Below are 23,686 nucleotides of genomic sequence, written 5' to 3'. Positions count from 1 at the left end.
GGGTACAACTGTACAATATTCCATTATTCTTTTTCATTTTAACTAATGAATGCATCTTCCACGACGCCTTCTGTAACAGAAGTTGCGCAAAAACAAATGAAGCATACCTGCGAGCACCATGCTGAGTGTATGAAAATCATTCAGGCAATCCTGGATGACGAGGCGAGCGAAGCAGAGAAGGACCACTTCCGCGAAAATATGGATAAATGCATCCCTTGTATCGAGGCCTATCGCCTGGAAAAGTGCATCAAGGATTCCCTCAACATGAAAATTGTCAAGAAACCTTGCCCGGACAGTATTCTCAATACGATTATTTCAAAAATTAACAGTTAATCTGTTCGAGTGAAAGGTAAGCTTATCATATTTTCTGCCCCTTCCGGATCCGGAAAGACCACCATCGTAAGGCATCTTTTAAATAAATACACACAGCAACTGGCATTTTCTGTCTCGGCATGTACGCGCCCGCGCCGCGATTACGAGATAGACGGCAAAGATTACTACTTCCTGACCTTGCAGGATTTTCGTCAGAAAATAGCGGATCAGCAGTTTGCGGAATGGGAGGAAGTTTACGCCGGTAATTACTACGGCACACTCAAATCAGAAATACAGCGCCTTTGGGATGAAGGCAAACACGTCCTCTTCGATGTGGATGTGAAAGGAGGATTGAAACTGAAAGAAGCATATGGCGACGCCGCACTCGCCGTATTCGTAAAGGTTACCTCCGATGAAGAAATCAAACGCCGCCTGTCGGGCCGCGGTACCGAAACGGCCGAAACATTGGCTACACGCCTGGCCAAAGTGCGTTACGAGCAAAGCTTCGAGCACGAGTTCGACGTAGTTCTTGTCAATGATGAACTGGACGAAACGCTGGCTAAAGCGGAAGATCTCGTTCAGGCATTCATCCAATCCTAAAATTTAGTCTGAGCAATGAAGATCGGCCTGTTTTTCGGATCGTTCAATCCTATTCATGTCGGTCATTTGATCATTGCCAATACGATGGCTACTACCACCGACCTCGAGCAGGTCTGGTTTATCGTGAGCCCGCAAAACCCGTTCAAAAAAAACAGTAGCCTCCTGCACGAATTCGATCGTTTCGACCTTGTGCAACGCGCTATTTCGGATAATACATTGTTTCGGGCTAACGACATTGAATTCCACATGCCCAAGCCAAGTTATACCATCGATACATTGGTGAGGTTACAGGAGAAATTCCCTCAGCATCAATTCAAGCTGATCATGGGGGAAGATAACCTGGCGCAATTCCCGAACTGGAAGAATTACGACAAGATCTTGGAATACACGGGCCTGTATGTTTACCCACGGCCCAATTCAAAGCCGCACGCATTCGGGAACCATCCGGACGTGAAGTTCGTGGAAGCGCCCTTGCTGGACATTTCAGCCACATTCCTTCGCGCCTGCGTTAAGAAAGGCCAGTCGATCCGCTACATGGTGCCTGAGCCGGTGGAGCAGCTGATTAAGATCAAGAAGTTCTATCAATAGCCGGAATGGCCGGTTCTGACATCAGAGCGGCCTGTCCTGGTAAGTAATCTCCGATAGCAATCCTACCGCATTGAATTTCAATAGTACCTTACGCGCGTCCGATTTGGCTTGCATATTCTCGCATTGCGGCCCCTTTTCGAGGAAATAAACGTAGAATTTGGTATTCCGCTCGCCGAGCTGATGAATATCCGGCCTGCCCAATATCTCGCCGATCGTGTCGGCGAACTTCCCTTTCAATTCATTTTCAGCATTCTTAAAATCGCTTTCCAGGCCTTTGCGGATGCCGTTGCAGCCGCCACGGTCGCCACGCCACTTTTTAAGATCCAGGTTGCCCAATTTATCAGGTGCGCTCGAACAGCTGGCAACAATACCGATCAATGCGGTCAAGAGGATTTTTATAGATAATTTCATTGTCATAATTCGTTCATTCAAAACCGAGGCGAATCTAGCCATACAATGCGAGAAAATTGCTAAAAATCGCACGCTCTCAAACCAACAACACCCAACCACACTTGACTATACCTGACAATACCTGACCATATCTGACAACACCTGACCATACCAGACTACATGATGAAACAACTCCTGACCATCTTTCTCGTGACATTCGCGACACTGGCCGCATCAGCCCAAGACAACGTCACGCAGCCCGTCGACGGTACCGATTGTTCCAACCTGTTTTTCCAGGCAATGCTGGATGAAAATGGGGCGGCTGTCGGTAACCTTATTTCCAATGACTTTACTGTGACCAATTACAATGGACAGACCATCGACGGCCGTGCACTACAGCAGGCAATCGGACAAGGCTACATTATTGTCGATTCGGGTATGCTCACAGGCACCCGCACGCGTACGTATGGCGATGTCGCGGTAGTGCAGGGCTTCTGGAATGTAAGCGCGAGGATTCAGAACAACGGCTTCAGCGGTAACGTCGCCTACACGAGCGTGTGCGTGCGCTCGGGCGGGAAATGGAAGGTTACCACCGTGCAACTGACGCCCGCGCAATGAAGCAAGGCATTCCGTACGTCGTAAAGCGCCGAAAATGCAGCTTACGGGGCATAAAAAAAAGAGAACCGGAACCAGTTCTCTTTTTCAATTATAGTCTAACATTACATTCTAAACATTCATCAGCGATTCGCGACGACGCATTTTTCCGGCCGGGATACCGAACATCATCTTGAAGCGGCGGCAGAAATAAGCGGTGTCTTTGTAACCCACATCGGAACCGATCGCGCGGATGCTTTTCTTCGACGTGCGAAGCAGGTCCACCGCCTTTTCCATGCGCTGGTATTCGATGTAATCCTGCGGGTTAATACCAGTCAGCATTTTGAAATACTGGCCTACATAATCTTCCGAAACGTTCGCTACGTTGGCGAGTACCTTGTTCGACAGGTCGCCGCCCAGGTTGTCTTTGATGTAAGCGAAAATATCGATCAGACGAGGGTCTTTGAAATACGTACTGTTGGTTACGAGCTGCTCAACGAACAGTTTGTTTTTCAAAATATAACGGATGATCTCGATCACCACCTCTTCGGTTTTGATCTTAATGATACGGCCCTTTCCAGGGGTATCGAGCATATCTTCCGTCAGGATCTGGTTGATCGTCGCGGCGATCTGGTCGTCGCGTTTGATCAGGAACGGAGGCACGTCCAGGGACGTGAAAAAGTTTACAGTATCAAATACTTTCGCTTCGAAAGATATCAAACCGAAAGAGTTTGGCAACTTTCCGATCAATGCCGGATCGTGGCCTGCTTCGATATAATTGTCACGGTTAGTCATGAACTCCTCGTTCGACACGGTTTTGGCTGACGCGCCGTTTCCGTATGTTACGGTAGCATGCTTACCTCCCGGAATGAAGAGCATATCCCCTTCCTCAACCCTCTGAGGCTCATCGGATCCGAAGGAAACTTCACCGTCGTACAGAATGGTCAGGGAGTTCTGTACGTCATAAAAGTTTTTGATTGTGATGGGCTGTAAAATCCTGATATGACGGGCCTTCACAAATTTCACCCCCAACGACTCAATAATCTTATTATAGTCTTCCATACTTGATATATTTAAGGGCCGTTTTGACCGATTTTTCAAATTTTGTACAAATCTAATAAATTGTACAAAACTAATACAAGTATAGTTTCACAAAAATTTGAAAAAAAGTGATATTTTGATATTATTTTAATCCAACATTCAGAATAAAATCGACTTTTGGGAGAATTACTAATTATTTAAGAAGCTCCCGGGCGATTACAAGTTTTTGGATTTCGGAGGTACCTTCATAAATCTGTGTGATTTTCGCATCCCGCATGAGGCGCTCGACGTGGTATTCTTTCACATAACCGTAGCCCCCGTGTACCTGGACCGCTTCTGTTGTCACCCACATCGCCACTTCGGATGCATACAATTTTGCCATAGCAGCCGCCTGGATGTACTCCTTCCCTTCATCTTTCAACCGGGCGGCCTTGTAAACAAGTAACCGCGCCGCTTCAATTTTAGTCGCCATTTCCGACAATTTGAACTGGATCGCCTGGTGGTCGGCAATCGGTTTGCCGAATGTCTTCCGCTCCTTGGAATATTTTAAGGAAAGCTCAAAAGCCCCCGCAGCGATTCCTAGCGCCTGCGCCGCAATACCGATGCGCCCCCCATTCAGCACATTCATCGCGAACTTGAATCCAAAGCCATCCTCCCCGATCCGATTTGACACCGGCACCTTCACATCCGAAAACATCAAAGTGTGTGTGTCTGAGGCTCTTATGCCCATTTTATCTTCTTTACGGCCAACTGCGAAGCCATTCCAACCCTTCTCAACAATGAAGGCGTTAATACCCTTATGTCTTGCCTCCGGGTGCGTCTGCGCAATCACCAGGCAAACCGATGAAGTATTCCCGCTGGTAATCCAGTTTTTCGTACCGTTCAATAAATAATGGTCGCCGTTCAGAAAGGCGGTCGTGTGTTGCGAAGTGGCATCCGAACCGGCTTCCGGCTCCGACAGGCAGAACGCACCGATGAGCTCACCGGAGGCAAGCCGCGTCAGATATTGCTGTTTCTGCTCCTCCGTACCATATTTTTCGAGGCCCCAGCACACCAGCGAATTGTTCACCGACATGATTACCCCAGCCGATGCATCCACCTTCGATATTTCTTCCATCGCAAGCACGTAAGCAAGCGTATCCATACCTCCGCCGCCGTATTCGGGCGCCACCATCATGCCGAGAAAGCCCATTTCGGCCATTTTACCTAACAATGCAGGGTCGAAATGCTGGGCGGTATCTCTTTCGATCACACCGGGTAATAACTCGGATTGTGCAAAGTCGCGTGCAGCGGCTTGCACCGCCAGGTGCTCTTCGCTGAGGTTGAAATCCATTCCGGTTAGTGGTTGGGAAGCTGACATAGAAAACGTTGATTTTTGAGGATGAAGATTTTCAAAAATAGGATTTACGAAAACAGTATGCAAGCATACAATTTCCTAACCAATTAAAACTTTGGGTTTTGCTGGACGTTTTCAACAAAAGTTGTCTTAAGTTTGCGCCCTGATCACGACAGATTACACATGCCCGTTCTTACCGTTTTTTATATTAAGCTGCTCATCAACCTTGCATTGACTATCGGAATCATCTGGACCATCAGCCGTTCGGATCTGTTTTCAAAATGGCAGCGGGAAAACGATAAACTGATTCTCACATTAGGCTTTGTGCTGTTCCGGCTCATTCCCTGGATCGGCATTTTCCTCATCATCAACGAGGAACCACGAGGTGATATACCTTTCTTTTTTTACAAAGCCGAGGGTGCCAAAGCCGGCGGTTTCGTGTACCGCGACTTCTGGTCGTATCACGCACCGCTTTACGCATACATTATCAGCATACCTGTCTGGATCTGGCACAATGCGCGGGCAATCGTGCTATTCATGGTTTTGATGGAAACCGCCATTCTCTGGCTTACCTACGATACCTATAAAAGCAAAAACCCGAAAGCGCTGCAACTGGCTTCCATTTACTATATGCTTCCGGCTGCATTCATGTACATTCTCGTGGATGGTCAGGAGGAGGTGTGGTTCTGGGGCGCCGCGCTGCTCATCTGGCGCTATACCATCAAGAACAGGAGCAACTACGAGGTCGGAATAGGCCTTTTGTATGCGATGACCTTGCTGACGATCAAAGTCACGTTCATATTCCTGCTGCCGGCCCTGCTGGTAATGGTGAAAAAACCCGTTAAAATGCTGCTCGTGATGGCAGCGATCGGTCTGCCTGCGGTGGGTTTCCTCTACTGGCAGATTGGTGATCTGTTTCTGATGCCGATCCGGCACACGGAGCAGCTGATGACTCCGAATTTGTTCTCGGTATTAAGGCCATTTGTAGAGATCGTTTTCCATGTGGATGAGAAGAAATCAACCTTAGTCAACTGGTTCGGTTTGCTGTTTACGGTTTTCATCCCGGTTTACATGGCATTCAAAGCACGGCACCGGCACATCAGTGAGGTGCTGCCAGGCATTTTCATCGCCTGCTTCGTGTGCATGATGCTCTTCCAGGCCAGCGCGATGGGCGCGTATGTGATCGCGTACCTAATGGCCGTTTTATTTGAAATCATCGATATCCGCAAGATTGCCCATGTGGTGGTATTGCTCGCATTGAACTGGCTTACGGTCGTACAGCCGTTTGTGTGGGTGTATATCAAACAGCCTGCGTACACATCGCTGAGCTTGTTTGCGAATGCTTCCTACCTGTTCGAGTACGTGCTGCAAATCCTGAATGTACTCTGCTTCTTGTGGATTCTCCGCGAAACGTATCGTAAGGTAGTTCGCACCCAAACCCTGGCAACGGCATGAATATAGTCCTTGCTAAAACCGCCATCAGCGTGGCGGCATTGCTGGTTACCACTGCATTTCTATTCAAAAAGGACGCACTGACCGACTGGCTGGAAAAAAAATCCGCGAATGCGGTACTGGCCGTCGCCTGGATATTTCTGAGGCTGCTACCATTCATCGCCGTATATCTGATCGCCAATATGGAACCGACTTCGGATGTGAACGGCTTCTGGGACGAGGGGAGCAAGGCTTCATTGGGACAAGTCGTGTACCGTGACTTTTGGTCGCCCTATTCGCCGCTGTACGCGTATTTCCTCGGCATTTGGCTGAAACTCTGGTACAGTCCGAAAATGATTGTGCTCACGATGGCAGTTATGGACGGCATTGCATTACTGGCTTCCTACCATTTTTTCAGGCCATTCCAATCACGGGGGACCTTTCTGTTCCGGGCGCTCATTTACCTGCTATTGCCCGGCTCTCTCGTGCTATGTGTGATAGGTGCGCAGGAAGACGTTTGGATGTGGCTTTTCGTAATCCTCGCGTACCTGCTGCGGGAGCGCACATTGCGCGTAGAGTGGTATGCTGCCGTTCTGGCCATTGGTTTGTTGATGACCAAAGCCATTTTCGTGCTTATTATGGTGCCTTTATTTTTATTGGAAAAACAAAAGATCCGCTTCGTCATTCCTATTGCCATTATCGGCATTATCTCCCTGGCTGTTCTGTACCCGCTCGTCGGGCTGGAATTCATGCAGCCGCTCGATGAAGCTAAAACATTGCGTGCCCCGAATATCCCGTCGATATTGAACCCTTGGTTCTACAATTCTATAGGCGTTGGTGAGAAAATCTGGAATTGGATCGGCCTCGTAGCCTCGGTAGGGTTGGCCTGCATTTCAGCCTGGCGCCTCCGCTATGCCGATTTCCGGGTAATGCTTTCCAAAGTATGGGTGGTTTTGTACGCTACGATGATGATCGTACAACAGAGCGCTTACAGCAATTATATCTTTCTCTTCCTGCTCCCGTTGGTATTCTATGTGGTTGACTGGAAGAACAAAACACAGATTACGATCCTTTTCGTATTCAACTTGCTTTGTGTCGTGCATCCCTCTTACTGGTGGCGGCTCGGAATGCCGTGCTACATGACGCCCTCGGACACCGCTGCGTCGACGGAACTGCTCATCGATTACAGCATGCAAACCGCTATTGTGCTCCTGACAGGCTATTTCATCTGGCTTGCATTTCCGAAACAGGAAGAAGCAGCTTCCAGCTAACATTAACAAGAAAGGATCCTGTTTTCTTCCCACTCCGCGTCTCCCGTACTTGCAAGTTTAACTTTCTTTAACGGCACGTATTCGCACCGGTTCCTACATTTGGGAATACGCAAAACTACCCGAATGCAGCTCGTAGACCGGCATACCTTACACGAACTACAACTCCTGCCCGAAAACAGCCGTGCAGCCAGCGTTTTCGCTTTCTATAACCACACCGAAACGCTGGGCGGCGGCGATTATCTCAAAAGCATTATCACCCGGCCCAAGGAAACGCCCGAAGACATTATTTGCTTTCAGGACCTGCTAAAAGCCATTGCCATACGTCCGACGGCCTGGCAGGTCAACATTGCCAAAGCATATGCCGCCGCCGCCGAAAGTTACTACGCGTTAAGCGTGGCGCATTCCATGTCGCAGGATGTGATCAAGCATTGGTTTGATACGTGGTGGTATTCGGTTAGAAACAAGGGGGAATATTACCGCATTCAAAGCGGCGTGCTCGCAACGCTGCGACTGGCCAGGGCGGTTCAATCCACGCTGGATCACCTTTCGAAAACTGCCATTCCCGATGAAATTGCCGAAGACATTGCCGGGCTCAGGAAGTTTATCTTCTCCCCCCTTCTGTCTGTGTTTTTGAGAAAGAATGAGGGGAAACTATCCAACCGCTCAATCTTCTACCTCGACTATCATTTGCGGATCAGCCACCGGGACGGGTTCCGGCAAATGCTCGACACGCTTTATAAGCTGGATGCCTGTATGGCGATTGTCAAAGCAGCCAGACGCCATCGACTTACATTTCCGGTTTTTGATTTGCATTCCAATGATTTCAATGCCGAAGCAGCCTGGCACCCGCTCATTACCGATGCAATCGCCAACGACCTCGAGCTGGGCACCAACGCTCCCGTATGTATCCTCACCGGAGCAAATACAAGCGGTAAGACGACTTTTCTCAAAACCTGCGGTATCATTGTTTATCTCGCGCATCTGGGCTGGCCTGTACCAGCAAAATCGCTGCAATTACCATTTATCGACCGGCTCTTCACGTCTATCCACCTCTCCGACGACCTCGACCAGGGTTTCAGCCATTTTTACAATGAAATGATGCGTATCAAACAGATTTCCCAAGCATTGAACCGTGGTGAAAAATGCTTTGTGATCGTAGATGAACTATTCCGTGGCACTAATCAGGAGGATGCTTTGCACTGCTCTAAAACCGTACTCAATGGTTTTGCGAACTTCGGCGGCTCGTGTTTTCTGGTATCAACCCACATTCACGAATTGATCACCCATTACTCCGGCCATTCCAAGCTTAGCTTCCGATGTTTCCGAACCCATATCAACAACAATCAATTTCAAAACACATTTAAAATCGAAGAAGGCGCCGCATTTGAGAAGGTCGGCAGGCTCATTATGGACCAAACCGGTGTGACCGCTTTGCTCCAAAAAGCAAAAAGGCCCTCATCGGAATGAGAGCCTTTCGTTAATCGTATTTCAAATGCATTATTCGATCACATCGAAACCGCAGAACGGCACCAATACCGCCGGTACTTTCACGGTTCCGTCGGGCTGCTGGTTGTTTTCCAGCAATGCAGCCAGTATACGCGGCAATGCCAATGCAGAGCCGTTCAAGGTGTGAAGCAGCTGCGTTTTCTTGTCGGCATTCTTGTAACGCAGTTTCAAACGGTTGGCCTGGTAAGTCTCAAAGTTGGAAACGGAGCTGCATTCCAGCCAGCGCTGCTGCCCGGCCGACCATACTTCGAAATCGTAGGTCAATGCGGATGTAAAACCCATGTCGCCGCCACACAAGCGCAGAATGCGGTAAGGCAGTTCCAGCTTTTCGAGCAGGCTTTTCACGTGTTCCACCATTTCGTCGAGGGCTTTGTATGAATCCTCCGGCTTGTTGATCTGCACGATTTCCACCTTATCGAACTGGTGCAAACGGTTCAGCCCGCGTACGTGTGCGCCCCAACTGCCCGCCTCACGACGGAAACACGGCGTGAATGCCACGTTTTTAACAGGTAATTCGCTCTCCGCCACGATTACATCGCGGTAAAGGTTGGTAACCGGCACCTCAGCCGTTGGGATCAGATATAAATCATCGACGGTCGCATGGTACATCTGGCCTTCCTTATCCGGCAGCTGACCTGTCGCAAAACCGGAATCCGCATTCACCACGATCGGCGGCTGCACTTCGGTGTAGCCTGCATTACCCGCCTCATTGAGGAAGAATGCGATCATAGCGCGCTGCAAACGTGCGGCTTTGCCTTTGTACACCGGAAAACCTGCTCCGGTAATTTTGTTCCCAAGCTCAAAGTCGATGATCGGGGCCAGGTTACCACCCAGTTTTTTGATCAAATCCCAATGCGGCAATGCACCTTCGTGTAATTCCGGCTTGGTACCGGCTTCGAGAACCGTCACATTGTCATCGGCGGTGCGGCCTTCGGGAACGCTCTCGTGCGGAAGGTTTGGCAGCTTTACGAGCTCTTGTAACAACGCCTCTTCAAATACCTTATGCTCCTCTTCCAACGCCTTGGAACGCTCCTTCAATGCAGCGGTGTCGGCTTTGGCGGCTTCTGCCTCGGCTTTCTGGCCGGCTTTCATCAATGCGCCGATTTCCTTGGCTTTGTTGTTGGATGCAGCCAGCACATCGTCCAGGTCCTGCTGAATCTGGCGACGTTTGCCGTCGAGTTCTATAATGCGGTCTACCGCCTGTTCGGCATCCTTGAAATGCTTTTTGGTCAATCCCGCGATGGTTAGTTCGCGGTTTTCGCGGATAAAATTGGTTTGTAACATGAGGCTGTCGGCTGTCGGCTTTCGGCGATCAGCTTTTTAGTATTTGAATGCTTTGAGCTCAGGGAGCAGTGAAGATGTCTTTCATGGCGTCTTCGTAAAAGAAGAGACGCTCGTTGAGGACATTCAACGCTTCCGCTTTGTATTTTGAATGGATCAGCAATGAAAGGTTATGCTCCGAAGCGCCGTACGAAATCATTCGTATCGGGATGTTTTTCATCGCGTCAAGCACTTTCAGGGCAATGCCTTCTTTGTCGGCGCTGAAATTACCTACGATACAAATGATATTCTGGTCGCGGTCATGTTCCTCCAAATCAGCGAATTCACGCAGTTCGGCACTGATCTGTTCCAGGTTTTCGGAGTTATCGATCGTTACCGACACCGATACTTCGGAAGTCGTGATCATGTCCACCGGTGTTTTATATTTTTCGAAGATCTCAAACACCCTGCGAAGGAAGCCGTAAGCATTCAGCATACGGGTCGAATGAATGTAGATCGCCGTGATATTGTCTTTCGCAGCAATGGCTTTGATATCGCGGTCGGAAGTCTGGGTCGCGATCAGTGTACCCGGCGCTTCCGGCTGCATAGTGTTTTTCAAACGAACCGGCACACCGCGTAGTTTGGCAGGGGTAATGGTGCTAGGGTGCAAAATTTTCGCACCGAAGTAAGCCAGCTCTGCTGCCTCTTCGAACGTCAGCTCGCGGATCGGGAAGGTACGCTTCACAATGCGCGGGTCGTTGTTATGCATTCCGTCGATGTCGGTCCAGATCTGGATTTCGTCGGCACGGATGGCACCGCCGATCAATGAAGCCGTGTAGTCAGACCCTCCTCTTTTCAGGTTATCTACTTCTTCGCGCGGGTTGCGGCAAATGAAGCCTTGGGTAACGATGGTCTGTTTGTCGGTATATTGGTTCAAAATCGTCACCAATTTCTCTTCGATCGTTGCCAGTTCCGGCTCACCGTCGGCGTCGATGCGCATGAAATCCAATGCAGGCAGCAATACCGAGTTCTCGCCTTTTTCTTCCAGATAAGCCTGGAACATTTTGGTACTCAATATTTCTCCTTCCGCAACGAGTTCTTTCTCCTGCTTGATCGTGAAAGGCTTCACGCTTACCACGGATTTGATAAACCCGAATTCGGAGTCTACGATCTGCTGACCAGCCTCCAATCCTTCCGGCGTAGAGTACAATTCTTTGATAAACAGATCGTAATGATTTTTTAACTCTTCAATCAAAGCAGCAGCCCTGGCATCGTCATACGATTTGGCCGCTTCTCCGATAGCGATCAGCGCATTGGTAGAACCGGACAAAGCCGACAATACCACAATTTTACGATTAGGATCATTGTTGAGGAGTTCGCGGATTGAGTGCATACGCTCAGGCTTCCCTACCGAAGTACCGCCAAATTTCCAGACTTGCATAGTTAATTATGAATGATTGAATTTTGAATGACTGAATGGGTAATGATTGAATGACCGAATGATTGAATGACCGAATAGGCTTTAAGTAATAAATCAAGCTATGGCTAATGTTGCAAATCAGTAACCCGCCCTATTCAATCATTCAGTCATTCAATCATTCAAAATTATATTTTTAAGCCCGATCATCTTGATCGCCGTAATGGCTGCCTCGTCGCCTTTGTTACCATGCACGCCGCCTGCACGATCCAATGCCTGTTCCATATTATTAGGGGTCAACACACCGAAAATGACGGGTTTGTCGTATTTCAGGCTCACATTGGTAATGCCTTGTGCCACCGCGTGGTTAATGTAATCGTTGTGCTTCGTCTCGCCCTGGATTACCACGCCCAATGCAATCACCGCATCGATATCCGCGCGCTGCGCGAACCATTGCGAGGCCATCGTGAGCTCAAAACTGCCTGGTACATTACCTCTGACGATATTCGTAGGCAGCGCCCCGTAGGTGATCAGGGTTTGGTAAGCTCCTTCGAACAGTTTCCCGGTCACTTCGCTGTTCCATTCGGCCACGACGATCGCGAATTTTTTACTACTGATATCCGGAAGTCCTTCCGTTGTGAACACGCTTAAATTTTTATCGGCACTTGACATCGATTTTCAAGGGGTTTATTAAAAACAGGTATGATTTAAATTTCCGGGTTAAATGAATAAAAAAAGGATAAAACCGAGGTCGGCTTTATCCTTTTTCAGAAACAGAATGGTTTAACCATTATTTGCCGACCTGTCCCTCTAATAATCCCATATATTTCTTGGCATTCACCACTTCCGAGGAAAGTGGGAACTCGTCAACAACACGTTTATACGTAGCAACCGCGTCAGCAGGCTGGTTGGCCTTCTCCTGCGCGAGTGCCAGTTTCATCAGATAAACAGGTGTGAAATATTCGTTTTTCTCATAATCAGCAGCTTTCTGATAGTATGAGATAGCCTCAGCAGGCTGGTTTTTTTCGAGATAAGCATCACCGATCAATGATTGAGCACGTGCGTGGATCAACAGATCGGAAGAGCTGAATGATTGCAGACGGCTGATAGCCTCGTCGTATTTGCCTTGTTTCAGCAAAGCCACACCAGCGTAGAAGTTTGCAAGGTTGCTGGCGTCGGTTCCTTTGTAATTGTCGGCGATTGACAAAAGGCCTTCGTTACCACCGGCTCCGTTCAATGCTTTTTGCAATGAATCGGCTTCAAAATCGTACACGACACTGGCAAGTGCATTCTGGGCAGTGCCTTCCTGACCATCTATGTAAAAACGGTAACCCGCGAAACCAGCAATAGCAACCACAACCGCCACCCCGATTCCAAGAACAACCTTGCGGTTTTTAAGGAAAAAAACCTCAGCTTTATTGATCTGGCCTGCTAATGCCTCCGGAGATTCAATGATTTCAATCCCGGATTCGCCCGTATTCTTCTTGCTCATATCAAATAATTCGATTTTGGAGTGCAAAGTTATGAAAAACTTGTTAAGTCAAAACAAGTTAGGTCACAATTCTTTAAGTTATATATTTCCCGCCAACCGTTAGTTAACGAAAGGCTTACGGTGACAAATGCATTTCAGGGCCTTTGATTTGTAAGTCAATATATTAGGCGAACCCAAAACAAAAACTGCGTGGTAACAGTGTTACCGCGCAGCATTTTTTTACTACTATTTTATATTAATACAATGGATATTGTTTCATCCATTCGTTCACTTCTGTTTTCACAGCGGCGATTTTCGCGTCGTTGTCATTGTTTACCAGAACGGTATCAACGAGGTCAACGATACGCTCCATATCTGCCTCAACCAACCCGCGGGTAGTCATAGCGGCAGTACCTACACGCATACCCGAGGTGATCATCGGCGATTTGTCGTCGAATGGCACCATGTTTTTGTTGATGGTGATGTCCGCTTTGATCAATGTGTTCTCAGCCAATTTACCCGTCAGGCCTGATTCCACACCATTTTTAGTGCGCAGGTCGATCAGCATCAGGTGGTTATCAGTTCCGCCTGAGATAATGCGGTAACCTTTGTCAACAAATGCCTTAGCCATTGCCTGTGCATTTTTCGCAACTTGGGTAGCATAGTTGTAATATCCTTCGCTCAATGCCTCGCCGAATGCAACGGCTTTGGCAGCGATAATGTGCTCCAAAGGTCCGCCTTGTGTGCCCGGGAAAACGCCTGAGTCCAGAAGCGACGACATGGTACGCAGCTGACCTTTCGGCGTTTTGATACCGAATGGGTTTTCGAAGTCGTTACGCATCATGATCACACCGCCACGTGGGCCACGAAGTGTCTTGTGCGTAGTAGTAGTAACAATGTGGCAATGATCAAACGGGTCTTTCAAAAGACCTTTTGCAATCAAACCGGCAGGGTGGGAAATATCGGCCATCAGCAACGCACCGATTTTGTCGGCTACTGCGCGAAGACGTTCATAATCCCAGTCACGGCTATATGCCGAAGCACCGCAGATCAAAAGTTTCGGACGCTCTTTCAATGCCGTTTCCTCTACTTTATCCCAGTCGATCAGGCCAGTTTCTGCTTCTACCCCATAAAATACAGGCTGGAAATATTTACCCGAAATGTTCACAGGCGAGCCGTGTGTAAGGTGGCCTCCGTGTGCCAGGTTGAAGCCCATGATCTTATCACCAGGGTTCAAACAAGCAAGGAAAACAGCCGTATTGGCTTGTGCTCCCGAATGGGGCTGTACGTTAGCCCAGGTAGCGCCGAAAAGTTCTTTCAAACGGTCGATCGCGATCTGCTCGATTTCGTCAACGATTTCGCAACCGCCGTAGTAGCGCTTGCCCGGAAGACCTTCCGCATATTTATTGGTCAACACACTGCCTGACGCCTCCATCACCTGGCGTGACGTGAAGTTTTCAGATGCGATCAGTTCGATACCAGACTCCTGGCGATGTTTTTCTCTGTTGATCAGATCAAAAATGGCGGTGTCGCGTTCAACGCTGGTGAGTGTAGACATGGGATTTGTCAGAAAAAATGGTGTGATACTCGTGGAATAAGCCGCAAAAATACGAGCAATTATTTTGGAATAAAATATTAACACTTACTTTATATTTAAAGTGCGAACCGGCTCGTAAGCTTAATGCGGACGGATAGCCCATAGCGGTGCGACAAGCGTAATTTTATGTGTAAGTTATTTCTTAAATTATTTTAAGAATAATTGTTTTCCGTTGTACTTTTGTGGTCAAATCGTTCGTGCGTGATCGAACACATGAGTAACTTGCAGTTTAATTCGAAGTCTATTCACGAAACTCTTAAATAATTTAACATTTAGTTATGAGCCAACAAACGGTAAGTCCACAAACCATCCTGATGCAAGCTTCCAGCAATGGAAAAGGCACTACCGGCACCATAGGGCAGCCCATCACCTATGAAAAAATCCCGACGCAGATTTTTGCCGATTCCAAAGAAGCGTCCTATGCGGTTGCAAAAGAGATCTCGGACCTCATCCGTCAGAAACAAAAGGAAGGTAAGCCTTGTGTTTTGGGACTTGCAACCGGTTCTTCACCGAAGACCGTCTACGCGATCCTCGTGCGTATGCACCGTGAAGAAGGTTTGAGCTTCAAGAATGTGATTTCTTTCAACCTGGACGAGTACTACCAAATGGAGCCGGACTCCATTTACAGCTACCACCGGTTCATGAAAGAGCAGCTGTTCGATCATGTCGACATTCCAAAAGAAAACTATTTCATTCCGGACGGAACGGTACCCGCTGCTTTGCTGCGCGATTACTGCACGTCTTATGAGAATAAAATCAATGCGGTAGGCGGACTCGATTTCCAGTTGCTGGGAATTGGGGGAAATGGCCACATCGGTTTCAACGAACCAGGCTCGCTCATCAACTCGCACACACGCCTCATCACGCTCGACCACTCTACGCGCGCCGCTGCGAGCATGGAGTTCGGCGGGCTGCACAACGTACCGCGCAAGGCGATCACGTTGGGCGTCGCACCTATCCTGAATGCACGCCGTATAGTGCTGCTGGCTTGGGGTGAAAGAAAGGCTTCGGTGATCAAAAACGCTGTGGAAGGCCCTGTAACCGAGCTTAACCCGGCTTCTTACCTGCAAGCACATGCGGATGTTACTTTCGTGGTGGACGAAAGCGCAGCTTCCGAACTGACCCGCATCAAGACGCCTTGGGCGGTGGATTCAGTGGTTTGGGATAATAAAATGATCAAGAAAGCGGTAACACATTTGTCGCAAACCTTGAAAAAACCAATCCTGAAACTAACCGACAAGGATTACAACGATAATGGTATGAGCGACTTGCTGGCACAATATGGTGCTTGCTACGAGATCAATATCAATGTATTCAACCAATTGCAGCATACTATCACCGGCTGGCCGGGTGGTAAGCCTAATGCAGATGACACGCACCGTCCGGAACGCGCTCAGCCTGCGAAAAAACGCGTGCTGATTTTCAGCCCGCACCCTGACGACGACATTATCTCAATGGGTGGTACTTTCCAACGTCTCGTCGACCAGGGCCACGAAGTACACGTTGCTTACCAGACTTCCGGTAACATCGCCGTAGCCGACGATGAAGCATTGCGTTTTATTGATTTCGTCGTCGACTTCAACAAAGGCTTCGATATCGACAGCCCGAATGCGAGCAAGTTGTTCCTGGATGCGAAGGAATTTTTGAGACATACTAAAAACAGCGAGATCGACAGCCCAGAGGTTCGTAAGGTGAAAGGTCTGATCCGTCGTGGTGAAGCGAAAGCTACCTGCCGTTTCGTGGGTATCCCTACCAGCCAGGCACACTTCCTCGATATGCCTTTCTACGAAACGGGTACTGTTCAGAAAAAGCCGATCGGTGAAGAAGATATCAAGATCATCGAAAACCTGATCGAGGAGATCAAACCGCACCAGATCTATGCAGCCGGCGACTTCGCCGATCCGCACGGAACACACAAAGTGTGCTGGGATGCTATCGAAGCCGCATTGCAGCGCTCGAAACATAAGAACTTCATGAAAGACTGTTGGGTATGGTTGTACCGCGGCGCATGGGCTGAATGGGATATTTATGAAATCGAGATGGCAGTGCCGATGAGCCCGGACCAGGTGCTGAAAAAACGCCAGGGAATTTTCAAACACCAGTCGCAAAAAGACGGTGTGGTGTTCCAGGGCGAAGACTCACGCGAGTTCTGGCAACGTGCTGAGGAGCGCAACCGCGGAACGGCCCAGCTCTACGATTCACTCGGTCTGGCCGAATACGAAGCAATGGAAGCATTTGTACGCTGGAAGTTCTAAGTAATAACTGTAAACGAAAATAGCCCGGAAGTTTCCGGGCTATTTTCGTTTTATATCTACCTGATACGCTGAGTAAAACGTGTCGGAGCGGTGTCACAATTCCATGTCAACCCACATCCTGTGCGCCATTTTTTCAACCATATTCATGACGCCTTGTACGGCGCCGAAAATGACACAAAGAGGCAGAATGACTGGCAAAAAAATCAGCCATTGCAATGCCATGGTAAAGTTAAATCTCTTGATAATTGGCGTTTTCATAACAGGATCAGGTGCTAAATAACATGGGTTAGTATCCCAAGTTATATAATTAATTAATAGTCAACAACTTTTTACAATACTAACGCGCTCGTTTTCTGTAAAATTTGAATTATTAATGTAATTATTTCAATCGGGATTCTTGATAAAGCAAAATCTCCCGATTTGTTACCCACCGATATTCGCCGGGCAGTAAAAAAAATTTTTGTTTATTTGTTATAGTAAAGTTAACTGCCACTTCCAACATGCCTTCATCCAACATCATTCAACTATTACCCGATTCCATAGCTAACCAGATTGCCGCGGGAGAGGTCGTTCAGCGACCCGCTTCGGTGGTAAAGGAGCTGATGGAAAACGCGATTGATGCGAAGGCGAGCCAAGTGCAGGTCATACTCCGCGAAGCCGGCCGGACGCTCATCCAGGTGATCGATAATGGTACCGGAATGTCCGAAACCGACGCGCGCATGAGCTTCGAAAGGCACGCTACCTCCAAGATCAGGCAATCGGAAGACTTGTTCAGGATCAAGACAATGGGTTTTCGCGGCGAAGCGCTGGCCTCCATCGCGGCTGTGGCGCAGGTGGAAATGCGAACGCGCCAGGAATCTGACGAACTAGGCACGTTGATCCGTATCGACGGTTCGGAGATTAAAACGCAGGAGGCCGTGGCTTGCCCGAAAGGCACCAACTTTTCGATTCGCAACCTGTTTTTCAATGTACCGGCCCGCAGGAACTTCCTGAAATCGAATTCCGTCGAAATGCGGCACGTACTCGACGAGTTTCAGCGGGTAGCACTGGCACATCCGGAAGTCGGCTTTACGCTCCATCACAACGATACCGAGGTATTCAACCTGCAACCGGTGAAGCTGGTGCGGAGGATCATCGATATTTACGGCAAAAGCTACCGCGAACAGCTGGCCTATTGCCAGGAGGACACGTCGTACATCAATGTGCGCGGCTACATCGGCAAGCCCGAATTTGCCCGTAAAACGCGTGGGGAGCAGTTCTTTTTCGTGAATGATCGTTTCATCAAGCATAATTACATGCATCACGCGGTGATCAGCGCATTCGACGGCACCATTCCGGAGGGTAGTCATCCGTTTTATGTTTTGTTTATTGAAATCGACCCGTCTCATATCGATATCAATATTCACCCCACTAAAACGGAGATTAAATTTGACGACGAGCGCTCGGTGTATGCGATCATTATGGCGGCAGTCAAGAAGGCAGTGGGTGTTTATAATCTCTCACAGTCCATCGACTTTGAAGAAAATATAAATTTCCTCAACCCTACACCGGCCGAACCGAACAACAACCTGATCCCGCGCACGGTCATGCCCGACTGGGCCGCGCAGCCGCGCAAGAGCGAGGGCGGTGCATCTAAATCGAACCTGACCAATTGGAGCAAGCTTTTCGAGGGATTGCAAAATACCGAAGACAGGCACCGCGAACTGGCAGCATTCGAAATGGGCGCCACTACTGCTTCGCGCCCCGTGTACCAGGAACAGGCTAAAACCGTTGCCAGCAAAGTGAACCGGATGGCGTCCGAGGTCATTGCCGCGCCGGAGGCTGATGCATTGCTGTTCCAGCTCCATAACCGCTACATTTTGTCGCAGGTGAAGGATGGCATCATGCTTATCGACCAAAAGGCCGCTTACGAGCGCATTCTTTACGAACGGTATCGTAAGATGTTGATTAACCGTAATGGCGCCTGTCAGCAGTTGCTTTTCCCGAAAACCATCCGGCTCACGCATTCGGACATGCAGCTCGTGCACGAGACGAAAAAGGAGATCCGCAGTTTAGGATTTGAGTTTGACGAATTCGGGGCTAACGAGCTGATCATCCGCGGCATTCCGGCCGATTTGCCCGAGGAAAGCGAGCAGGACCTGTTCGAAGAGCTGATCGAGCAACTCAAACAGAGTTATTCCGACCTTAAACTGAATAAGCCGGAAAGCTTGTCGAGGTCACTCGCGAAACGTTTTTCGGTGCGGTACGCCGTCAAGCTTTCATACGTCGAGATACACACATTGCTTAACCAGCTGTTCTCATCCTCGGACCCGAACCGGACGCCCGGTGGTGAACCGATTATCGTTTTGCTGACGATGGATAAGCTGGCGAACATATTCCGCGGTTGAGAAAAAAAACCGGATTTGCGAAGTTAATTGGAGATAAATCTTTGAATTTGAATCAAATATGTTAGCCATAACCCCCACGGTAAGGAATTTATTGATACTGAATATTCTATTCTACTTTATAGATTCTTCTGTTTTTAATCTGAAAGGCCAGTTTGCGCTCATGCCGGTGATGTCGCCGGATTTCCATATTTTCCAGTTTGTCTCCTACATGTTCCTGCATGGCGGCATTGGCCACCTTTTCAGTAACATGTTCGGTCTGATTATGTTCGGGCCGCTGCTGGAAAGGGTGTGGGGGCCGAAGCGTTTTCTGATATTTTACTTTGTAACGGGCATTGGTGCGGGGTTGCTGTTCTCAGGGATAGGCCTTTATGAGAACTGGCAATTGGCTAAGGCTGTTGAGATATATACACAAAATCCCACACCCGACGGCTTCGCCGACTTCCTGAGCAAACATGCCGAAGCCTACTATGAATACAGGCTTCAATTTGTGAATGATTTTGAAGTAAATCCGACTAATTCCATGTATATTCAACAGAGTATTAGAGATGTACAGGACGTTTACCAGAGTATGCTAAGCATACCGATGGTCGGCGCCTCGGGCGCAATTTTCGGCATCCTGATGGCGTTTGGTTTGCTATTTCCAAATACGGAGCTTTTTCTCCTGTTTGTACCGTTCCCTATAAAAGCGAAGTATTTCGTCGCTTTTTATGGGCTTTTTGAATTGTATTCAGGAATACAAAACGCTCAGTCCGATAATGTTGCCCACTTCGCGCACATTGGAGGAATGCTATTTGCATATATATTGTTGCGTTACTGGGGTACGCAAAAGTCAAATTTCTATTAGAAGAAGAAGATGAGCAATATTGTTGACGACGTTAAAAGGGAATTCGCGAAATCCGAGAATGCGCTTGTAAAGATTATTCTGATAAACACAGCAGTATTCCTGATTCTGCTGCTCATGAAGATTGTGCTTACCCTCTCCCAATCTTCAAACATATACGCACTGGTGATCAATATGTTACAGCTTCCGGCTGCTACGGAAGAATTCATATACAAGCCCTGGACGCTCATCACGTATTTCTTCACACACGATGATATTTTTCACATTCTCTTCAATATGCTCTTTCTCTACTGGTTTGGAAAGCTGGTGGACGAATATCTGGGCGCCAAGAGAGTCGTGGCGTTGTATATGCTGGGCGGGATCGCCGGCGGGCTGATTTACATTGTGTTATATAACCTGTTGCCTTATTTTCAGGCCCATATCGAAGGTTCTAGGATGTTGGGTGCATCCGCGGCGGCCTTTTCGGTGGCCGTAGGAGCTTCTACGCTATTGCCTAACTACACCTTCAACCTGATCTTTTTGGGGCCGGTACGCATTAAATTTATTGCACTCTTCTATATCATTCTGTCGCTTGCACAAACGGTTGGTCCTAATGCAGGCGGAAACCTGGCGCATTTAGGCGGGGCGTTCACGGGTTATATTTTCATCAAACTGCTGCAAAACGGGACAGATTTGGGCAAACCCATTTACGGGCTACTGTCGATATGGTCGCGCATTTTCAGAAAGCGCCCATCCATGCAAGTAACTTACCGCGAGCGGCAAGTGTACCGCAGTACCAGCGTATATTCATCATCATCATCGAGCCCCATCGAAATGCCCGATCAGATGGAAATCGATTCGATCCTGGATAAAATCTCAAAATCGGGTTATGAAAGCCTGACGCGTGAGGAGAAGCAGAAGTTGTTCAAGGCAAGCCAGCAAAAATAATAGTCAGACTTATTACGTATTTGCTTAATTTTGTGACTATTTAATAAAGCGGACAGCTAGTAAATTTGATTCAATAGCCCTACGGTATGCTTATAACGCCAGGAAAATTATTAGCGACAATTAATTCTCCCGAAGATCTTCGAAAACTGGACAGTTCTCAGCTTCCGCAGGTTTGCAACGAGTTAAGGCAATTTATCATCGATAACGTGTCGGTTTACGGCGGACACTTCGGTGCAAGTCTGGGAGTGGTGGAATTGAGCGTAGCGTTACATTATGTATTTAACACGCCCGACGACCAGCTCGTTTGGGATGTAGGTCACCAGGCTTACGGGCATAAGATTCTTACCGGTCGCCGCGATGAGTTTCATTCCAACCGCGTTTACGGCGGATTGTCCGGTTTTCCTAAAAGAAAAGAAAGCATTTACGATGCATTTGGGGTAGGCCACTCGTCTACCTCTATTTCGTCGGCACTCGGTATGGCCGTAGCATCCGCGTTGGAAAAGAACTTCGAACGCCAGCACATAGCCATCATTGGAGACGGCGCCATGACGGCTGGTTTAGCCTTCGAAGGCATGAACCACGCCGGTGCCACGGATTCCAACCTCCTGATTATCCTTAATGACAACTGCATGGCCATCGACCCGAACGTCGGTGCCTTAAAAGAATATCTGACCGACATTACCACTTCGCAGACTTATAACAAGTTTAAAGACGAGGTTTGGAACCTGCTCGGCAAAATGAGCAACTTCGGAAAAAGCGCCCAGGAAATTGTTTCCAAAGTCGAAACGGCTATGAAAACAGCAATCCTGCGGCAGAGCAACCTTTTCGAATCGCTCGGTTTGCGCTATTTCGGCCCCATTGATGGAAACGATATCAGCCATCTGACCGAAGTATTGAAAGATCTCAAAAACATTCCTGGTCCCAAGTTGCTGCATTGCCTTACCGTCAAAGGAAAAGGTTATGGCCCGGCAGAAAAAGACCAGACGAAATGGCACGCTCCCGGCGTCTTCGACAAAATCACGGGCGAGATTCAGAAAAAAGTCTACAATACACCTCAGGCGCCAAAATATCAGGATGTATTCGGCCATACCATTGTGGAGCTGGCCAAAGAGAATCAAAAGATCGTGGGTATCACACCTGCAATGCCATCCGGTTCTTCATTGAACATTATGATGGAAGCCATTCCGGAAAGAGCATTTGACGTCGGTATTGCCGAGCAGCACGCTGTTACTTTCTCGGCAGGTATGGCGACACGGGGCGACATTGTCTTCTGTAATATCTACTCCACATTCATGCAGCGTGCATACGATCAGGTCGTGCACGACGTGTGCATTCAGGAACTCCCGGTTATTTTCTGTCTGGATAGAGCCGGATTGGTAGGAGCCGATGGGCCGACGCACCATGGCGTGTACGATATCGCTTTCATGCGTTGTATTCCAAATATGGTTGTTGCCTCGCCTATGAATGAGCAGGAGCTACGGAATATGATGTACACAGCTCAGTTGGAATCTTTTCAATCGGGCAAGAATGCATTCACGATCCGCTACCCAAGAGGCAATGGTGTTATGCCGGATTGGAAAACGCCATTTGAAGAAATCCAGATTGGTAAAGGAAGAAAAGTGAAAGACGGAGCCGATCTTGCCATTCTTTCATTCGGTCCACTTGGTAATTTTGCTTTGAAAGCGTGTGAAGAGTTAGAGAAACAGGGCATCCATGCTGGTCTTTTCGACATGCGTTTTGCAAAGCCGCTGGATGAGGCTCTGCTGCACGAAATCTTCTCGTCCTATGACAGAGTCATGACATTGGAAGATGGCTGCTTACAAGGCGGATTCGGCAGCGCAGTGCTCGAATTTATGATTGATAACGGATATACCAGCCAAGTGAAGCGACTCGGGATTCCCGATGCGATCGTTGAACATGGTGAGCCTTCGGAGCTTTACAAAGAATGCGGGATCGATGTGGATGGCATTATTTCCGCTTCAATTGAATTTATGGCACGACAGTTTAAAGCGGCTTCAGTTGTTCATTAAGATATAAGTTTCCTATTCAAAGCCGGTCTGATGATCGGCTTTTTTGTTGGTGGGTGGTTAGCTAGGCCATTCCCGCTTTTGAGAGTATCTTTCAACGCTGGACAGAGCCAAAAGCCAGAGAAGGCAAAAGATTGCTCAGGAGCTAAAATTAAGTTGTGTGAGTGTACTAAATCTACGCAGAGATAGTCTGCCTACCAGCATTATTCCGGGCTACGACTTGTGATTCTGTCAAGGGATAAACATTCGAAACACCCTAAACGCAAAAAAGCGTCCTTCATGGGGTGCTATTGTATTTGATTAGTAATTGTGGCGGCTGAACGCCCTCGGCTTAGGCAGCCCCGCTTAGGCAGCCCCGCTTAACTTCTCTGTTGGGGCCGGGGTCGCGCTCGACCGGCTGGCGTACCACTGGGAAGAGGTGAACACCAGACCCCC

21 protein-coding genes are annotated in these 23,686 nt (G+C 48.4%); 12 read left to right on the top strand and 9 right to left on the bottom strand.

Translation table 11 applies throughout. The features are described from left to right. Positions 1–45 precede the first annotated feature (45 nt). Genes ACQ4MZ_RS27395 through nadD form a run of 3 tightly spaced genes read left to right on the top strand, consistent with a single transcriptional unit; the run spans position 46 to position 1,500 of the window. Positions 46–333, top strand: a complete 288-nt coding sequence (locus ACQ4MZ_RS27395; RefSeq protein WP_106599622.1) for a phosphohydrolase — start codon at positions 46–48, stop codon at positions 331–333. Positions 334–342: 9 nt separating this feature from the next. Beyond that, the gene (gmk, locus tag ACQ4MZ_RS27390) at positions 343–912 is read left to right on the top strand and encodes a guanylate kinase (RefSeq protein ID WP_430850600.1); all 570 of its coding nucleotides are present in this window, start codon (positions 343–345) and stop codon (positions 910–912) included. Between the two features lie 15 nt (positions 913–927). Continuing rightward, a complete protein-coding gene (nadD, locus tag ACQ4MZ_RS27385; protein ID WP_430850598.1) occupies positions 928–1,500 on the top strand; it encodes a nicotinate (nicotinamide) nucleotide adenylyltransferase in 573 nt (190 codons plus the stop codon). A gap of 21 nt (positions 1,501–1,521) precedes the next feature. Here nadD and ACQ4MZ_RS27380 read toward each other — a convergent pair whose 3' ends face one another. After that, positions 1,522–1,911, bottom strand: coding sequence for a hypothetical protein (locus ACQ4MZ_RS27380; protein WP_430850596.1), 390 nt, complete (start codon positions 1,909–1,911; stop codon positions 1,522–1,524). Between the two features lie 159 nt (positions 1,912–2,070). On the opposite strand from ACQ4MZ_RS27380, the gene ACQ4MZ_RS27375 reads away from it, so the two are divergent. Beyond that, complete coding sequence (locus tag ACQ4MZ_RS27375; protein ID WP_430850594.1) at positions 2,071–2,508, top strand: nuclear transport factor 2 family protein; 438 nt, start codon at positions 2,071–2,073, stop codon at positions 2,506–2,508. 108 nt (positions 2,509–2,616) lie between these two features. Here ACQ4MZ_RS27375 and ACQ4MZ_RS27370 read toward each other — a convergent pair whose 3' ends face one another. Together ACQ4MZ_RS27370 and ACQ4MZ_RS27365 are read right to left on the bottom strand one after the other, a co-directional pair. Next, complete coding sequence (locus ACQ4MZ_RS27370; RefSeq protein ID WP_090376150.1) at positions 2,617–3,546, bottom strand: helix-turn-helix domain-containing protein; 930 nt, start codon at positions 3,544–3,546, stop codon at positions 2,617–2,619. A gap of 172 nt (positions 3,547–3,718) precedes the next feature. Then, positions 3,719–4,858, bottom strand: a complete 1,140-nt coding sequence (locus ACQ4MZ_RS27365; RefSeq protein WP_430850869.1) for an acyl-CoA dehydrogenase — start codon at positions 4,856–4,858, stop codon at positions 3,719–3,721. A 186-nt stretch (positions 4,859–5,044) separates the two neighbouring features. Here ACQ4MZ_RS27365 and ACQ4MZ_RS27360 point away from each other — a divergent pair, with 186 nt between their 5' ends. The 3 genes from ACQ4MZ_RS27360 (at position 5,045) to ACQ4MZ_RS27350 (ending at position 9,030) form a co-directional block, all read left to right on the top strand. Next, complete coding sequence (locus ACQ4MZ_RS27360) at positions 5,045–6,316, top strand: hypothetical protein (RefSeq protein ID WP_430850592.1); 1,272 nt, start codon at positions 5,045–5,047, stop codon at positions 6,314–6,316. Further along, positions 6,313–7,563, top strand: a complete 1,251-nt coding sequence (locus tag ACQ4MZ_RS27355; RefSeq protein ID WP_430850590.1) for a hypothetical protein — start codon at positions 6,313–6,315, stop codon at positions 7,561–7,563. The genes ACQ4MZ_RS27360 and ACQ4MZ_RS27355 overlap by 4 nt, the downstream gene beginning before the upstream one ends. A 123-nt stretch (positions 7,564–7,686) precedes the next feature. Then, entirely contained in the window at positions 7,687–9,030 is a 1,344-nt protein-coding gene (locus tag ACQ4MZ_RS27350; protein ID WP_430850588.1) for a MutS-related protein, read from the top strand. 30 nt (positions 9,031–9,060) lie between these two features. Here ACQ4MZ_RS27350 and serS read toward each other — a convergent pair whose 3' ends face one another. From serS to glyA, 5 genes are all read right to left on the bottom strand, one after another. Further along, on the bottom strand, positions 9,061–10,353 hold the full coding sequence (gene serS / locus ACQ4MZ_RS27345) for a serine--tRNA ligase (RefSeq protein WP_430850586.1): 1,293 nt from the start codon (positions 10,351–10,353) through the stop codon (positions 9,061–9,063). A 58-nt stretch (positions 10,354–10,411) separates the two neighbouring features. After that, positions 10,412–11,770: an aspartate kinase gene (locus ACQ4MZ_RS27340; protein ID WP_430850584.1), complete on the bottom strand. Its 1,359-nt coding sequence runs from the start codon at positions 11,768–11,770 to the stop codon at positions 10,412–10,414. Between the two features lie 150 nt (positions 11,771–11,920). Continuing rightward, positions 11,921–12,418 (bottom strand): 6,7-dimethyl-8-ribityllumazine synthase, encoded by a 498-nt coding sequence (ribH, locus tag ACQ4MZ_RS27335; protein ID WP_430850582.1) that lies wholly within the window; start codon positions 12,416–12,418, stop codon positions 11,921–11,923. A 118-nt stretch (positions 12,419–12,536) separates the two neighbouring features. Beyond that, positions 12,537–13,238 carry a tetratricopeptide repeat protein gene (locus ACQ4MZ_RS27330; RefSeq protein ID WP_430850580.1) on the bottom strand — a complete coding sequence of 234 codons (702 nt, stop codon included), beginning with the start codon at positions 13,236–13,238 and terminating at the stop codon, positions 12,537–12,539. Between the two features lie 235 nt (positions 13,239–13,473). After that, positions 13,474–14,775 (bottom strand): serine hydroxymethyltransferase, encoded by a 1,302-nt coding sequence (gene glyA, locus ACQ4MZ_RS27325; RefSeq protein ID WP_430850578.1) that lies wholly within the window; start codon positions 14,773–14,775, stop codon positions 13,474–13,476. 353 nt (positions 14,776–15,128) lie between these two features. Between glyA and nagB the strand changes: the two genes are divergently transcribed. Beyond that, a complete protein-coding gene (nagB, locus tag ACQ4MZ_RS27320) occupies positions 15,129–17,069 on the top strand; it encodes a glucosamine-6-phosphate deaminase (protein WP_430850867.1) in 1,941 nt (646 codons plus the stop codon). A gap of 93 nt (positions 17,070–17,162) precedes the next feature. Here the strand turns inward: nagB and ACQ4MZ_RS27315 are convergent, their stop codons facing one another. Further along, positions 17,163–17,327 (bottom strand): hypothetical protein, encoded by a 165-nt coding sequence (locus ACQ4MZ_RS27315; protein WP_430850576.1) that lies wholly within the window; start codon positions 17,325–17,327, stop codon positions 17,163–17,165. Positions 17,328–17,569: 242 nt separating this feature from the next. Between ACQ4MZ_RS27315 and mutL the strand changes: the two genes are divergently transcribed. From mutL to dxs, 4 genes are all read left to right on the top strand, one after another. Next, on the top strand, positions 17,570–19,456 hold the full coding sequence (gene mutL / locus ACQ4MZ_RS27310) for a DNA mismatch repair endonuclease MutL (RefSeq protein WP_430850574.1): 1,887 nt from the start codon (positions 17,570–17,572) through the stop codon (positions 19,454–19,456). Positions 19,457–19,514: 58 nt separating this feature from the next. Continuing rightward, positions 19,515–20,300 carry a rhomboid family intramembrane serine protease gene (locus tag ACQ4MZ_RS27305; protein WP_430850572.1) on the top strand — a complete coding sequence of 262 codons (786 nt, stop codon included), beginning with the start codon at positions 19,515–19,517 and terminating at the stop codon, positions 20,298–20,300. Positions 20,301–20,309: 9 nt separating this feature from the next. Beyond that, complete coding sequence (locus ACQ4MZ_RS27300; RefSeq protein ID WP_430850570.1) at positions 20,310–21,224, top strand: rhomboid family intramembrane serine protease; 915 nt, start codon at positions 20,310–20,312, stop codon at positions 21,222–21,224. An 86-nt stretch (positions 21,225–21,310) separates the two neighbouring features. Next, on the top strand, positions 21,311–23,254 hold the full coding sequence (dxs, locus tag ACQ4MZ_RS27295) for a 1-deoxy-D-xylulose-5-phosphate synthase (RefSeq protein WP_430850568.1): 1,944 nt from the start codon (positions 21,311–21,313) through the stop codon (positions 23,252–23,254). The last annotated feature ends 432 nt before the right edge of the window (positions 23,255–23,686 follow it).

Origin of the sequence: Dyadobacter sp. BHUBP1, from assembly GCF_050587785.1 — a bacterium.
Lineage (GTDB): Bacteria > Bacteroidota > Bacteroidia > Cytophagales > Spirosomataceae > Dyadobacter.
Note: the sequence above shows the minus strand (reverse complement) of the source record. Positions and strands in the feature narration are given on the sequence as shown.